The 15,046-nt window shown below is 64.2% G+C and carries 13 protein-coding genes; 12 read left to right on the top strand and 1 reads right to left on the bottom strand.

The features are described from left to right. The first annotated feature begins 296 nt into the window (after nt 1–296). The 10 genes from PH586_RS18695 (at nt 297) to ltaE (ending at nt 11,935) form a co-directional block, all read left to right on the top strand. The gene (locus PH586_RS18695; RefSeq protein WP_271349306.1) at nt 297–1,226 is read left to right on the top strand and encodes a lipid A biosynthesis lauroyl acyltransferase; all 930 of its coding nucleotides are present in this window, start codon (nt 297–299) and stop codon (nt 1,224–1,226) included. Nucleotides 1,227–1,291: 65 nt separating this feature from the next. Beyond that, nucleotides 1,292–2,494: a patatin-like phospholipase family protein gene (locus PH586_RS18690; protein ID WP_271349305.1), complete on the top strand. Its 1,203-nt coding sequence runs from the start codon at nt 1,292–1,294 to the stop codon at nt 2,492–2,494. Nucleotides 2,495–2,941: 447 nt separating this feature from the next. Further along, a complete protein-coding gene (locus PH586_RS18685; protein ID WP_271349304.1) occupies nt 2,942–4,162 on the top strand; it encodes an aspartate aminotransferase family protein in 1,221 nt (406 codons plus the stop codon). Between the two features lie 181 nt (nt 4,163–4,343). Continuing rightward, nucleotides 4,344–5,360 (top strand): arginine/ornithine succinyltransferase subunit alpha, encoded by a 1,017-nt coding sequence (gene aruF / locus PH586_RS18680; RefSeq protein WP_271349303.1) that lies wholly within the window; start codon nt 4,344–4,346, stop codon nt 5,358–5,360. A gap of 11 nt (nt 5,361–5,371) precedes the next feature. After that, nucleotides 5,372–6,388 (top strand): arginine N-succinyltransferase, encoded by a 1,017-nt coding sequence (astA, locus tag PH586_RS18675; protein WP_271349302.1) that lies wholly within the window; start codon nt 5,372–5,374, stop codon nt 6,386–6,388. A gap of 97 nt (nt 6,389–6,485) precedes the next feature. After that, on the top strand, nt 6,486–7,949 hold the full coding sequence (gene astD / locus PH586_RS18670) for a succinylglutamate-semialdehyde dehydrogenase (protein ID WP_271349301.1): 1,464 nt from the start codon (nt 6,486–6,488) through the stop codon (nt 7,947–7,949). Further along, nucleotides 7,949–9,295, top strand: a complete 1,347-nt coding sequence (gene astB / locus PH586_RS18665; protein ID WP_271349300.1) for an N-succinylarginine dihydrolase — start codon at nt 7,949–7,951, stop codon at nt 9,293–9,295. The genes astD and astB overlap by 1 nt, the downstream gene beginning before the upstream one ends. 80 nt (nt 9,296–9,375) lie before the next feature. Continuing rightward, nucleotides 9,376–9,666: a topoisomerase II gene (locus PH586_RS18660; RefSeq protein ID WP_271349299.1), complete on the top strand. Its 291-nt coding sequence runs from the start codon at nt 9,376–9,378 to the stop codon at nt 9,664–9,666. A 10-nt stretch (nt 9,667–9,676) separates the two neighbouring features. Next, on the top strand, nt 9,677–10,693 hold the full coding sequence (gene astE / locus PH586_RS18655; protein WP_271349298.1) for a succinylglutamate desuccinylase: 1,017 nt from the start codon (nt 9,677–9,679) through the stop codon (nt 10,691–10,693). A gap of 237 nt (nt 10,694–10,930) precedes the next feature. Then, the gene (ltaE, locus tag PH586_RS18650; RefSeq protein ID WP_271349297.1) at nt 10,931–11,935 is read left to right on the top strand and encodes a low-specificity L-threonine aldolase; all 1,005 of its coding nucleotides are present in this window, start codon (nt 10,931–10,933) and stop codon (nt 11,933–11,935) included. 129 nt (nt 11,936–12,064) lie between these two features. Here the strand turns inward: ltaE and PH586_RS18645 are convergent, their stop codons facing one another. Next, nucleotides 12,065–13,498: a M48 family metalloprotease gene (locus PH586_RS18645; RefSeq protein ID WP_271349296.1), complete on the bottom strand. Its 1,434-nt coding sequence runs from the start codon at nt 13,496–13,498 to the stop codon at nt 12,065–12,067. 106 nt (nt 13,499–13,604) lie between these two features. Here PH586_RS18645 and PH586_RS18640 point away from each other — a divergent pair, with 106 nt between their 5' ends. Continuing rightward, nucleotides 13,605–13,856: a sulfurtransferase TusA family protein gene (locus PH586_RS18640; RefSeq protein ID WP_271349295.1), complete on the top strand. Its 252-nt coding sequence runs from the start codon at nt 13,605–13,607 to the stop codon at nt 13,854–13,856. Nucleotides 13,857–13,896: 40 nt separating this feature from the next. Beyond that, the gene (locus tag PH586_RS18635; RefSeq protein WP_271349294.1) at nt 13,897–14,964 is read left to right on the top strand and encodes an AI-2E family transporter; all 1,068 of its coding nucleotides are present in this window, start codon (nt 13,897–13,899) and stop codon (nt 14,962–14,964) included. The last annotated feature ends 82 nt before the right edge of the window (nt 14,965–15,046 follow it).

Genomic DNA, 15,046 nt, shown 5'->3' with positions numbered 1-15,046 from the left:
CCCCCATCCCTGTGGGCACGTGCCTGGCGGCGAGGGCGGGCAGCATGACGCCGCTGGACCGCAAGCCGGGCTGAGAGGCTATGCAAAAACTCTCGCCTACTGCGACCGCCTCCTGGCACCCGCTGCTGGCGCTGCGTTAGGCAAAAACAGGGTCATTTAGCTCACTAAACTCCCCGCTTTTCGCCTAACGCATCTTGCCGTGAACACCAGGAGACGCTCTCGCTACGGCGCTCGATATTTTCACAGCCTCTGAGTCCTGTAGAATGCCGGCCTTTGTCGTTCGTGTGGAATCATCCGTGGATCGTCCTCGTTTTCGTGCCTACTTCCTCCATCCGCGTTTTTGGCTGCTGTGGCTGGGGCTCGGTTCGCTGTGGCTGGTTTCGTTGCTGCCTTACCGGGCATTGATGTGGCTGGGGCGTCGGCTGGGCGGCTTGATGTTCCACCTGGCGCGTTCGCGCCGGCAGATCGCCGCGCGCAACCTGGAGCTGTGTTTCCCCGAACTGTCGGCCGATGAGCTCGCCAGCCTGTTGCGGGAAAACTTCGCCTCGACCGGCATGACCTTCTTCGAGATGGCGATCAGTTGGTGGTGGCCGGCGCCGCGGCTGGCCAGGTTGGGGCAGGTCGAGGGGCTTGAGCATTTGCGCGCGGCCGAGGCCGAAGGGCAGGGTGTGCTGCTGATGGCCCTGCACTTCACCACCCTGGAAATGGGCGGCGGTCTGCTGGGCATGCGCCAGCACATGTACGGCATGTACCGCGAGCACAAGAATCCATTGTTCGACTTCATCCAGCGGCGCGGTCGCGAGCAGCGGCTGCAGGGCGTGATCGAGCGTGACGATGTGCGTGGCATGCTCAAGTTGCTGCGCGCCGGCCGGGTGGTCTGGTACGCGCCGGATCAGGACTATGGCGCGCAGCGCAGTATTTTCGTGCCGCTGTTTGGCGTACCGGCCGCGACGGTGACGGCGACCAGCAAGTTCGCCCGCCTGGGCCGGGCGCGAGTGATTCCCTTCACCCAGACACGACTGGACGACGGTTCCGGCTATAAGGTGGTGGTGCACCCGCCGCTGGCCGATTTCCCCGGGGAGAGCGAGGAAGCCGACTGTTTACGGGTCAATCAGTGGATCGAGGCGGCGATTCGCCTGCAGCCCGAGCAGTACCTGTGGGCCCACCGACGCTTCAAGACGCGCCCGACCGGTGAGGCGAAGATGTACCAGAAGCGCCGCGGTTAGGCGTCTAACTGGCCCGCGCGTGGTTCATCCCGGCCAGCCAATCACATGGACTTTCGGAACTCCCTATGACAGCCAACGCGCCCTCCAACGAGCCGGTAACCGGGTTGATTCTCACCGGTGGTGGCGCGCGGGCGGCTTATCAGATCGGGGTGCTGGCGGCGATTGCGGATTTGTTGCCGGATCCCGCGCAGAATCCCTTTCCGGTGATCGTCGGCACTTCGGCGGGGGCAATCAATGCGGTCGGCCTGGCGTGTGGGGCCTTGAATTTTGGCGAAGCGGTTCGCCGGCTGAGCGCCGTCTGGCAGGGTTTTCATACGCATCAGGTGTACCGCAGCGACTGGCTGGGGGTATTGCGTCAGGCCAGCCGTTTCGTCGGTCACAGCTTGCTCGGCCTGGGCAGGCAGCTGCCGGTGGCGCTGCTCGACAGTTCGCCGCTGGACGAATTGATCCGGCGCGAACTGGATTTCTCCGGGATCGCGGCAGCGGTGCGCCAGCGCCAGTTGCGCGCCGTGGCGGTGACGGCGTTCGGCTACGAGTCCGAGCATGCGGTGACCTTCTATCAGGGGCGCGCCACCATCGACCCCTGGATGCGCCATCGCCGGGTCGGTGTGCCGACCCGCTTGTCCGTCGAGCATCTGCTGGCCAGCTCTTCCATCCCCGTGCTGTTTCCGGCGGTGAAGATCAACCGCGAATATTTCGGCGACGGCGCCGTGCGCCAGTCCGCCCCTATCAGTCCGGCACTGCACCTGGGCGCTAACCGGGTATTGGTGGTTGGCGTCAGCCATAACCCGCAGGCTGAGCACGGGAGCGATGTCATTGGGGCGGTACAGGCCGCCAAGCCGCCGAGCCTGGCGCAAATCGGCGGGCATATGCTCAACAGCACCTTTATCGACAGCCTGGAAGGCGATATCGAACTGCTCGAGCGGCTCAACCTGATGAGCAAGCTGATTGCGCCTGAGCAGCGCCCGCGAGGCCTGGGGCTCAATCCGGTGGAGGTGCTGGTGATTTCGCCGAGCCAGCCGCTGGATGCGATCGCCGCCCGCCATCGCCACGAGATGCCGGCGGCGCTGCGCCTGTTCCTGCGCGGGCCGGGGGCGACCAAGATCAGCGGTGCGGGTGTGCTCAGTTATCTGCTGTTCGAGGCCGGCTATTGCAACGAGCTGATCGAGCTGGGGTATCAGGATGCGATCGCGCAGAAGGTCGCCTTGAGCGATTTTCTCGGCCTGGCCCGCCCGCCCGTGGTGCAGGGGCAGCCGATCACGGCTTAGCAGGATGTTGAAAAACGGCGGCCCACGGCCAGGCGACGCTGCGCGCTCGGGGCGAACCCGCTGCGAGCAGCGCGTGCCGCGATTGATGCACCTGTATCGCTCGCCCACTGGCCTGCCAGTCCAGGCTGCCTGCTTGGCTGATTCCCCGCCCGGCCTTCGCACGCGAGCTTTTTTCACCGGCCTGTTGGCCCGCACGGGGTTGATGCAGGGGTAAAACTCGCCGGTCAGCTTGTGAGGAAACTGCGCAAGTTGTACGCGTGTGGGGCGAACAGCATTTAAACTGCGCCTTCCCGACGCTTTCTGTCGCATTTGCGAAAGCTGCGGTTTTCCTCGGGTTGGCGCTATAAGAAGTTGTCGCATGGCGGCAATGCCAGGCCCGAATCAATCCCTACAATCCTTCCCATCGCCTGCCACTCAATGCAGGTGTTACTCGTCAGGAGAGTTCCGATGTCCGATCAGCACGATCCGGTGCAACGCGCCGATTTCGACCAAGTCATGGTTCCCAACTATGCCCCGGCCAGCTTCATTCCGGTCCGCGGCGCGGGTTCCCGAGTCTGGGATCAAAGTGGTCGCGAGCTGATCGATTTCACCGGCGGCATCGCCGTGAATGCCCTGGGCCATTGCCATCCGGCCCTGGTCGGCGCGTTGACCGAGCAGGCCAACACCCTGTGGCACATTTCCAACGTGTTCACCAACGAGCCGGCCCTGCGCCTGGCGCACAAGCTGGTCGACGCCACGTTCGCCGAGCGGGTGTTCTTCTGCAACTCCGGTGCCGAAGCCAACGAGGCCGCCTTCAAGCTGGCCCGGCGGGTGGCGTTCGACAAGTTCGGCGAAGACAAGTACGAAATCATCTCGGCGACCAACAGTTTTCACGGGCGCACCCTGTTTACCGTCAGTGTTGGTGGTCAGCCCAAGTATTCCGATGGCTTCGGGCCGAAGATCCAGGGCATCAGCCATGTGCCGTACAACGATATCGAGGCGCTGAAAGCCGCAGTTTCCGCCAAGACCTGCGCCGTGGTGCTGGAGCCGATCCAGGGTGAAGGCGGTGTATTGCCGGCCGATCTGGCCTACCTGCAGGCGGCCCGTGAGCTGTGTGACCAGCACGACGCGCTGCTGATCTTCGACGAAGTGCAGACCGGCATGGGCCGCAGCGGCTCGCTGTTCGCCTACCAGCATTTCGGCGTGACACCGGACATCCTCTCCAGCGCCAAGAGCCTGGGTGGTGGATTCCCGATCGGCGCCATGCTCACGACCGAGGCGCTGGCCAAACACCTGGTGGTCGGCACCCATGGCACCACCTACGGCGGCAACCCGCTGGCCTGTGCGGTGGCCGAGGCGGTGATCGATGTGATCAACACCCCGCAAGTGCTGGCGGGGGTGAAAGCCAAGCAGCAGCGCTTCACGACCACGCTGGAGCGGCTCGGCGAGCAGTACGGCATGTTCAGCCAGGTCCGCGGCCTCGGTCTGTTGATCGGCGCGGTGCTGAGCGATGCCTGGAAAGGCAAGGCCAAGGTGATTCTCGATGCCGCCGTGGCGCAAGGCGTGATGGTGCTGCAAGCCGGCCCCGACGTGGTGCGTTTCGCCCCGAGCCTGGTGGTGGAAGATGCCGATATCGAAGAAGGCCTGGCCCGCTTCGAGCGTGCGCTGGTCCAGCTGACGCAAGCCTGAGTCGACAGTCCGGCGGCGACCCCCTTGCGGTCGCCACGGCTGCGCTTGCTCGGCTTACGGATAAGCCGAGCTACTTTCCAGGGATGACTGTCTCCGTGTGTGCTGTGGCCTTCGGGTTACGGTTTTTCCAGGCGGTTCGCGCTGAGCGGCCTGGGATTTTTATTGAGAAAGGAGTGACACCATGCTGGTGATGCGCCCCGCGCAAATGGCCGACCTGAGTGAAGTGCAGCGTCTCGCCGCGGACAGCCCGGTTGGTGTGACTTCGCTGCCGGACGACGCCGGTCGCCTGCGCGACAAGATTGCGGCGTCGGAGGCCTCGCTGGCCGCCGAGGTGAGCTTCAATGGTGAGGAGAGCTATTTCTTCGTCCTCGAAGACAGCGACAGCGGACGCCTGCTCGGCTGCTCCGGGATTGTCGCCTCGGCCGGCTACTCCGAGCCCTTCTACAGCTTTCGCAACGAAACCTTCGTGCACAACTCCCGTGAGCTGAAGATCCACAACAAGATCCATGTGCTCTCGCTGTGCCATGACCTGACCGGTAACAGCCTGCTGACCAGTTTCTACGTCGAGCGGCCGTTGGTGGGCAGCATCTGGTGCGAGCTGAACTCGCGTGCACGCTTGATGTTCGTCGCCAATCATCCGGAGCGCTTCGCCGATGCGGTGGTGGTGGAGATTGTCGGCCACAGCGACGAGCACGGCGATTCGCCGTTCTGGGATGCGGTGGGGCGCAACTTCTTCGACATGAATTACGCCGAGGCCGAGCGCCTGTGCGGGCTGAAAAGCCGGACCTTTCTGGCCGAGTTGATGCCGCACTACCCGATCTATGTGCCGCTGCTGCCGGATGCGGCCCAGGAGGCCATGGGTCAGGTGCACCCGCGGGCGCAGGTGACCTTCGACATCCTGATGCGCGAAGGCTTCGAGACCGACCATTACATCGATATTTTCGATGGCGGGCCGACCCTGCATGCACGTACCTCGGGGATTCGCTCCATCGCCCAGAGCCGCGTGGTGCCGGTCAGGGTCGGCGAGCCGATCCAGGGTGGGCGTCCGTATCTGGTCAGCAATGGCCTGCTGCAGGACTTCCGCGCGATTGTCGCGGATCTGGATTGGGTGCCCGGCAAGCCGGTCACCCTCAGTCTTGAAGCTGCCGAAGCCCTCGGCGTCGGCGAGGGCGCCAGCGTGCGTCTGGTTGCGGTTTAAGGAGTTAGCGCATGATCGTTCGTCCCGTTCGCACCGCCGATCTTCCGGCCCTGATTGATCTGGCGCGCACTACCGGCGCCGGCTTGACCACCCTGCCAGCCAACGAGGAGCGCCTGGCGCACCGCGTGAGTTGGGCGGAGAAGACCTTCACCGGCAAGGCCGATCGTGCCGATGCCGATTATCTGTTCGTGCTGGAAAACGACGCGGGCCAGGTGGTGGGTATTTCCGCCGTGGCCGGCGCGGTCGGTCTGCGCGAGCCCTGGTACAACTACCGTGTGGGGCTGACCGTGAGCGCCTCGCAGGAACTGAATATCCACCGGCAGATTCCCACCCTGTTTCTGGCCAACGACCTGACCGGCAACTCCGAGCTGTGTTCGCTGTTTCTGCGGGCCGATCACCGTACGGGGCTCAATGGTCGTCTGTTGTCCAAGGCGCGCATGCTGTTCATCGCCGAGTTCCGCGAGTTGTTCGGCAACAAGGTGATCGCCGAGATGCGCGGCATGTCCGACGAACAAGGGCGCTCGCCGTTCTGGGAAAGCCTGGGGCGACACTTCTTCAAGATGGAATTCAGCCAGGCGGACTACCTGACCGGGGTCGGCAACAAGGCCTTCATCGCCGAGTTGATGCCCAAGTTCCCGCTGTATACCTGCTTCCTCTCCGAAGATGCGCGCAACATCATCGGCCGTGTGCACCCGGATACCGAGCCGGCGCTGGCCATGCTCAAGGGCGAAGGCTTCAGTTACCAGGGCTATGTCGACATCTTCGACGCCGGCCCGGCCATCGAGGCGGAAACCGCGAAAATCCGTGCGGTGCGCGACAGTCAGGCACTGGTGCTGGCCATAGGCACGCCGGGCGATGACGCCACCAACTTCCTGATTCACAACCGCAAGCGCGAAGACTGCCGGATCACCGTCGGCGCGGCACGCCTGGCCGCCGGTACCCTGGTGGTCGATCCGTTGACCGCCAAGCGTTTGCAGTTGGCGGTTGGCGATCAGGTCAGAGCGGTGCCGCTGTCGGCTCGCGGCTGAATACCCCGAAGCGCCTGGAGTTGATCCGGGCCTTTCGATCGAACAGTGCACCCGGCGCAAGGCCGGGTGATGAAATTGCTGGGAGTGATACAACAATATGAGCACTCATTACATCGCCGGTAGCTGGCAGCTTGGTCAGGGCGAAGCCCTGGAGTCGTTGAATCCGGTCACTCAGGCCGTGGTCTGGCGTGGCCAGGCGGCTTCCGCCGCCCAGGTCGAGGCGGCCGTGCAGGCGGCCCGCGCGGCATTTCCGGGCTGGGCTGCGTGCTCCCTGGACTGGCGCATCGCCGCGCTGGAGCGTTTCGCCGTGGCCCTCAAGGCGCATGCCGACGAGCTGGCCCAGGCAATTGGCGAGGAAACCGGCAAGCCGCTGTGGGAGTCGGCCACCGAAGTGACCAGCATGGTCAACAAGGTTGCCATCTCGGTGCAGAGCTACCGCGAACGCACCGGCGAGAAGAGTGCCCCGCTGGCCGATGCCACTGCCGTGCTGCGGCACAAGCCGCATGGCGTGGTGGCGGTGTTCGGCCCCTACAACTTCCCCGGTCACCTGCCCAACGGCCACATAGTGCCGGCGTTGCTGGCGGGTAACTGCGTGCTGTTCAAACCCAGCGAGTTGACGCCGAAAGTCGCCGAACTGACGCTCAAGTGCTGGATCGAAGCCGGTCTGCCGGACGGCGTGCTCAACCTGCTGCAGGGCGCGCGCGACACCGGTGTGGCCCTGGCCGGCAACCCCGGCATCGACGGCTTGTTCTTCACCGGCTCGAGCCGTACCGGCAATCTGCTGCACAACCAGTTCGCCGGGCGCCCGGACAAGATCCTCGCCCTGGAAATGGGCGGCAACAACCCGCTGATCGTCGATCAGGTCGCCAATGTCGAGGCGGCGGTGTACACCATCGTGCAGTCGGCCTTCATCTCCGCCGGCCAGCGCTGCACCTGTGCGCGTCGTCTGCTGGTGCCGCTGGGCGACTGGGGCGATGCCTTGCTCGCGCGCCTGGTCCAGGTTGCCGGGCAGCTCAGGGTCGGTCGTTATGACGAGCAGCCGGCGCCCTTCATGGGCTCGGTGATTTCCCTGGCGGCAGCCGAACAGCTGCTGCAGGCCCAGCAGCAGTTGCTCGGCAAGGGTGCCACGGCGCTGCTGGCGATGACCCAGCCGCTGCCCGGCGCCGCCTTGCTCACTGCGGGCATTATTGATGTCAGCGCGGTGGCCGAGCGCCCGGACGAAGAGTTCTTCGGCCCGCTGCTGCAAGTCATCCGCTATGCCGATTTCGAGGGGGCGATCGCCGAGGCCAACAACACCCAGTTCGGCCTGGCCGCCGGTTTGCTGTCGGATTCTGCGGCGCGCTACCAGCAGTTCTGGCTGCACAGCCGCGCCGGCATCGTCAACTGGAACAAGCAGCTGACCGGCGCCGCCAGCACGGCGCCGTTCGGTGGCGTCGGTGCCTCCGGCAACCACCGCGCCAGTGCTTACTACGCGGCGGACTACTGCGCCTATCCGGTGGCCTCGCTGGAATGTGAAAGCCTGAGCCTGCCTGCCACCCTGACCCCGGGAGTAAGCCTGTAATGTCCGCCTATGAGATGAATTTCGACGGTTTGGTCGGCCCGACCCATAACTACGGTGGCCTGTCCTACGGCAACGTCGCGTCGCAGAGCAACAGTCAGGCCGCCTCCAGCCCGAAAGAGGCCGCCAAGCAGGGTCTGGCGAAGATGAAGGCGCTGATGGAAATGGGCTTCAAGCAGGGCGTGCTGGCTCCGCAGGAGCGCCCGGATGTCGCGGTGCTGCGCCGCCTCGGCTTTACCGGCAGCGATGCCCAGGTCATCGCGCGGGCGGCAAAAGAAGCCATGCCGCTGCTGGTCGCCAGTTGCTCGGCCTCGAGCATGTGGACGGCCAATGCCTGCACCGTCAGCCCCAGTGCCGATACGGCCGATGGCCGGGTGCACTTCACCGCTGCCAACCTCAATTGCAAGTTCCACCGCAGCATCGAGCACCCGACCACCAGCCGCGTGCTCGGCGCCATGTTCGCCAACCAGCAGCATTTTGCCCATCACCCGGCGCTGCCGGCGGTCACCCAGTTCGGCGACGAGGGCGCGGCCAATCACACGCGCTTCTGTAACGGATATGGCGAGGCCGGGGTGGAGTTCTTCGTGTTCGGTCGCAGCGCCTTCGACAGCCGTTTCCCGGCGCCGCAACGCTACCCGGCGCGGCAGACCCTGGAAGCCTCGCAGGCCGTGGTGCGCCTGCACGGGTTGAGCGAAGCCGGGGTGGTCTATGCTCAGCAGAACCCGGCGGTGATCGATCAGGGGGTATTCCACAACGACGTGATCGCGGTGGGTAACGGCGAAGTGCTGTTCTATCACCAGGACGCCTTCCTCGACACCGACAAGGTGTTGGCCGAACTGGGCGACAAGCTCGCTCGTCGCGGCGGCAACCTGCAGGCGGTGTGCGTGCCGCGCGCTGCGGTCACGGTGGAGGACGCGGTGAAGTCCTACCTGTTCAACAGCCAGTTATTGTCGCGCGCCGCTGGCGGCATGTTGCTGATCGTGCCGGAGGAGTGCCGCAATAACGGCAATGTGTGGAATTACCTGCAGCAGCTCACCAGCGGCAGCGGGCCGATTCGCGAGATCAAGGTGTTCGATCTCAAGCAAAGCATGCAGAACGGTGGCGGCCCGGCCTGCCTGCGTCTGCGCGTGGCGCTCAAGGACAATGAGCTGGCGGCGGTGAACCCGGGGGTGATCATGACTCCAGATCTGTATGACACGCTCAACGTCTGGGTCGACAAGCACTACCGCGATAGCCTCAGCGAGAACGACTTGGCCGATCCGCAATTGTTGATTGAATGCCGCACGGCATTGGATGAATTGACCCAGATCCTTAAACTGGGCGCGGTTTATCCTTTTCAATTGAACTGAGCAGGCAAGCGACCAGCCTCAAGCGCACGCTTGGCGTTCTAAACTTGCTGCTTGTGGCCTATAGCGTGGAGCTTTGAATAATGTCCGATGTCCTGCAACTGATCCTCGAAGATGAAGATGGCACCCAGCTGGAAACGACCTGCACCCGCTTTGCGGTGATGTGGCAGGGCAAGGAAGTCTGGTTTCAGCAGGTGGGTAACGGTCAGTTGATGATCGGCGTGGACGTGGCGGAGGGTGACAGCGAGTACGCCAACCTGCTGCTGCGTCCGCTGGCCACCAATCTGGTCAGCCTGGAGCTGGAGATGGAAGCGGCCGAGCCCGGCGACGACGAGCACGAGCACGTGCACGGCCCTGACTGCAATCACGATTGAGGTAACTCCTATGCTTGCCCTCGGCAAACTGCTTGAATTGACCCTGGCCGGCCACGAACCGGCAGCGAAGATCCAGCTGACGCCCGAGGGCGCGCGCATGCGCTGGCTGGCCGAAGGCGCACTGGAAGTGACACCGCCAGCGGCCAGCGATAATGGCCTGGATCTGCTGCTCTCGGCCGGCATCCACGGCAACGAAACCGCCCCCATCGAATTGCTCGACCGCCTGCTGCACGGTATTGCCCGTGGCGAGCTGAAGCCGCGCGCGCGCATTCTCTTCCTGTTCGGCAACCCGCCGGCGATCCGTCGCGGCGAGCGCTATATCGAGCAGGACATCAATCGCCTGTTCAACGGCCAGCACGAACAGCATGCCGGGGTCGAGGCCATGCGTGCCTGTGATCTCGAACACCTGGCCGCCACGTTCTTCAGCAAGCCCGAGCGCACGCGCCTGCACTACGACCTGCACACCGCGATCCGGGCCTCCAAAATCGAGCAGTTCGCCCTCTATCCCTGGCAGGAGGGGCGACCACGCAGCCTGCGCGAGCTGGCCCGGCTGAATGCCGCGGGGATCGAGGCGGTGCTGCTGCACAACAAAAGCTCGATCACCTTCAGTGCCTATACCTACACGCAGCTGGGGGCGGAATCCTTCACCCTGGAGCTGGGTAAGGCGCGGGCCTTCGGGCAGAACCAGGAGGTCAATCTGGGGCGGCTCGAACAGCGTCTGCAGCACATCATCGAAGGCTGCGAGCCAGAACCGGGGCCGCCAGGCACCGAGCTGGACGGCATGCAATTGTTCGCCGTGGCGCGGGAAATCATCAAGCACAGCGATACCTTCAAGCTGCACCTGCCGGCGAATGTCGAAAATTTCAGCCAGCTGCCGGTCGGCTACCTGCTGGCCGAGGACCTGGCCGACACCCGCTGGGTCGTGGAAGAGCCGGGCGCCCGGATCATCTTCCCCAACCCCAGGGTGAAAAACGGTCTGCGCGCCGCCATCCTCGTCGCCCCCGCCGAAGACGTGCAGCTGGCCTGATTGGTCATTCCTGGCTACTTACCCATGTACCGCCCCCTGTAGGGTGGGTTAGGCGCCTGCTGCCGATAGCGATGAGCCAGCAAGATCCGCTGCGCCGTAACCCACCATCGGCGCAACGCAGGGCTATGGCCTGGTGGGCTGCGTAATTGTCCTGCGCCCTATTTGCCCATCTGTACCTTGTTCCCATGTTCGGGGCGCCTTAGCATCGGCTGTTTCGTCAGATCAAGGGAACCGTCCATGTCCGTCATCGACCTGCGCAGCGACACCGTTACCCAGCCAACCCCGGGCATGCGCGAGGCCATGCTGGCCGCCGAGCTGGGCGATGACGTCTACGGCGAGGATCCCACGGTCAACCGCCTGGAGCAGCACCTGGCGGCCGAACTGGGCTTTGCCCGCGCGCTGTTCGTGCCGACCGGCACCATGAGCAACCTGCTCGGCCTGATGGCCCACTGTGAGCGTGGTGACGAGTACATCGTTGGCCAGCAGGCGCACACCTATAAATACGAAGGCGGCGGCGCCGCGGTGCTCGGCTCGATCCAGCCGCAGCCAATCGAGGGCGAAGCCGACGGCTCGCTGGACCTGGCCAAGGTCGAGGCGGCCATCAAGCAGGATGACTTCCACTTCGCCCGCACCCGCCTGCTGGCGCTGGAAAACACCATGCAGGGCAAGGTCCTGCCGATGACTTATCTGGCCGCTGCCCGCGAGTTGACCCACAGGCGTGGCCTGGCCCTGCACCTGGACGGCGCGCGGCTGTACAACGCGGCGGTCAGGCTGGGCGTACCGGCCATGGACATCACCCAGCACTTCGATTCGGTCTCGGTCTGTTTGTCCAAGGGCCTGGGCGCGCCTGTGGGGTCGGTGCTGTGTGGCAGCGACGAACTGATCGGCAAGGCGCGGCGTTGGCGCAAGGTGGTCGGCGGCGGCATGCGCCAGTCCGGCGTGCTGGCTGCCGCCGGACTCTATGCCCTGGAGCATCAGGTGGCGCGCCTGGCCGAGGATCACGCCAATGCCGAACGCCTGGCAGACGGGTTGCGCCAGTTGGGCTACGCGGTCGAGCCGGTGCAGACCAATATGGTCTATGCCCAGGTCGGCGAGCAGGCCGGCGCCCTCCAGGCCTTCTGCGCCGAGCGCGGGATCAGGCTGACGGCCGCGTCGCGTCTGCGCATGGTCACGCACCTGGATGTTAGTGGCGAGGACATCGAGCGGGTGCTCGAGGCCTTTTCTGCCTTCGCGCGGGTCTGAGCCGGTTCGCCAGCAGCGACTGTCCTCGAAAATGCCCCAGGGATTTTTACTATCTCCCCATCCATGGGGTCGCCTGCGGCATTTAGCCCGCCCAGATTCAGATCCAAATAGGCAATTGTTGCCGCCGGCCTAGCGCAGCATCTGCTCGATGATGCGCTGGTCTTCCAGCAGTTCGCGTTGCCGCGCGTCGATGCGTGAGGCGAGCGGGAAGTTGTTGGTCGCCCGGCGTTTGGCGAAGTCGAGTTGTTCGATCGCCTGATCGTAGTCGCCGACCAGTGCGAAGTATTCCGCGCGCGCCTGGTGCAAGCCGATGGTGTTGCCGCTGAGGCCGCGCACTTCGGCGACCTGATACCAGACGTCGGGGTCTTTTGGACGGTTCTTCAGCAGTTCATCGAGGGCGCGCTCGGCATCTTGGGGGCGTGTCTGTTTCATCAGCACGTCGATGCGCGCCTGCTGCAGGGGGTAATTGTTCGGGTAGTTGCTCATGAGGCGCTCGATGCGGCTCTGGGCGTCCGGCAGGTGGTTGGAGGCGCTGTCCAGTTCGATCTGGGCCAGGTTGTAGGCGATATTATCGGGCTCCGCCTGGAGCAAGGGTTGCAGGCTCTCGCGGGCCTTCTGGTATTGGCCGCTCTTGATCTGTGCCAGGGCCAGGCCATAGCGCGCGGCTTGCAGTTTGGGGGTTTCATCGAGCAGGGCGCGAAAGCGCTTGGCCGCCAGTCCCGGGGTATCTTCGTAGATCAGTTGCACGCGGGCGCGCATCAACTGGTAGCGTGCGCTGTCGGTCACCCCGCCGGCCTTGGTCTGTGCGGCGCGGTTGCGGGTGTCGGCGATGCGCGACTCGGATACCGGGTGGGTCAGGAGGAATTCCGGCGGCTTGCGGTCGTAGCGATATTGGCGCATCAGGCGTTCGAACATGCTCGGCATGGCGCGGGGGTCGTAGCCGGCTTTCTCCAGATTGACCAGGCCAATCCGGTCGGCCTCCTGCTCATTCTGTCGGGAGAAGCGTCGCTGCTCTTGAATGGCAGCCGCCTGAGTCGAGGCGATGGCGGCTATCCCGACATCGCCCGCTCCCGCCGCTGCGGCCACGATCCCGGCGAGCATTGCCGCCATCAGCGGCAGTTGCATGCGCTGCTGGGCTTCCAGGCCGCGGGCAAAGTGGCGTTGCGACAGGTGGGCGAGTTCGTGGGTCATGACCGAGGCATATTCGGCTTCGGTCTGGGCATAGAGGAACAGGCCGCCGTTGACCCCGATGATTCCGCCGGGCGCGGCGAAGGCGTTGATCTGCGGGCTGTCGAGCAGGACGAATTCCAGGCGCCGATCCTTCAGTTCGCTGGTTTCTCCCAGGCGATAGACACTGCTCTCGACGAAATCCTTGAGCTGCGGGTCCGCCAGTTGGCGGATCTGGCCGCGCAACAGGCTCAGCCAGGCACGGCCAAGCTGATGTTCTTGCTGGGGCGAGACAATCGCGGAGCTGGCGTCGCCGAGTGACGGTAGATCGCTGGCCAGGCCCGTCTGGGCGGTCAGGCAGGCGAGTGTCAGCAGGATGGGGCGCAGAACATTCATGCACAGAGCTCTTGGCGAACAAAGTCGTTACTGTAGCCGGGCAAGCGCTCACCTGGCCAGGGTTGCACGGTCTTGGGTATCCTTGGCGCTGTTTAGGAGGGCTCGAATGAACGATGGACAAGAATGGGACGGTGCCTGCGACGCCGAGTTGGATGCCAGTGGGTTGAACTGCCCGCTGCCGTTGCTCAAGGCCAAGCTGGAGTTGAACCGCCTGGAAAGCGGTGCAGTGCTCAAGGTCATTGCCACGGATGCCGGCTCGCAACGGGATTTTCGTGCCTTCGCCAGGCTCGCAGGCCACGGCCTGCTGCGTGAAGAGGAAGAGGCGGGTGTGTATCGCTACTGGTTGCGTAAAGCCTGATGCGCGTTCTGCGTGGGCTGTTTCGATCTAAGGACTATTGATGATTAAGGTGTTACGCGAGTGGATGCACCGCTATTTTTCCGACGAACAGGCGGTGGTGCTGGCGGTACTGTTGGTGCTCGGTTTCGCCGCCGTGCTGACCCTCGGGGGCATGCTGGCGCCGGTATTGACCGGTCTGGTACTGGCATTTCTGATGCAAGGGTTGGTCAATGCCCTGGAGCGCCTGCACCTGCCGCGTCTCATGGCGGTGGCGCTGGTCTACCTGCTGTTCTTGAGCTCGCTGGTGTTGTTCCTGCTGGTGTTGATGCCGCTGATCTGGCGCCAGTTGAGCACCCTGTTCAACGAACTGCCGCGCATGCTCGGTGAGTGGCAGGCGCTGTTTCTGCTGTTGCCGGAACGTTACCCGGATCTGATCAGCGATGCCCAGGTGCTGCAGTTGACCGAGGCGATCAGCGGCGAGGCCGGCAAGTTCGGCCAGTGGGCGCTGTCGTTCTCCCTGTCCAGCCTGCCAGTGCTGGCCGGCATCATGATCTACCTGGTGCTGGTACCGATCCTGGTGTTTTTCTTCCTCAAGGATCGCGAGATGATCGGTGCCTGGTTTCGCGGCTACCTGCCGCGCGAGCGCACCCTGATTACCCAGGTGGCGCAGGAAATGAACCAGCAGATCGCCAACTACATTCGTGGCAAGTTCATCGAGATCATCATTTGCGGCGTCGTCACCTACATCGCCTTCGCCGCGCTGGGGCTCAACTATGCGGCGCTGCTGGCGTTGCTGGTGGGGTTGTCGGTGGTGGTGCCATACATCGGCGCGGTGGTGGTGACGGTGCCGGTGGCGCTGATCGGCCTGTTCCAGTGGGGCTTCGGCGATCAGTTCCTCTATCTGATGGTGGTGTATGGGGTGATCCAGGCGCTGGACGGCAACGTGCTGGTGCCGCTGCTGTTCTCCGAGGCGGTCAACCTGCACCCGGTGGCGATCATTTGCGCGGTATTGCTGTTTGGCGGCTTGTGGGGCTTCTGGGGGGTGTTCTTCGCCATTCCCCTGGCGACCCTGTTCAAGGCCGTGCTCAATGCCTGGCCGCGCAAGGAGTTGGCCTTGCAGGAGGAGTGAGGTCGGGGCGCTTGGCATAGCCGGGCCAGGCATGGTCGAAACAAAAAGGCCGCTTGCGGGAACCCCGGCAAGCGGCCTTTTT

Origin of the sequence: Pseudomonas aestuarii, assembly GCF_027988105.1 — a bacterium.
Classification (GTDB): Bacteria; Pseudomonadota; Gammaproteobacteria; order Pseudomonadales; family Pseudomonadaceae; genus Aquipseudomonas; species Aquipseudomonas aestuarii.
The sequence above is the reverse complement of the archived record's forward strand: the minus strand, read 5'-3'. Positions and strand labels throughout refer to the sequence as shown.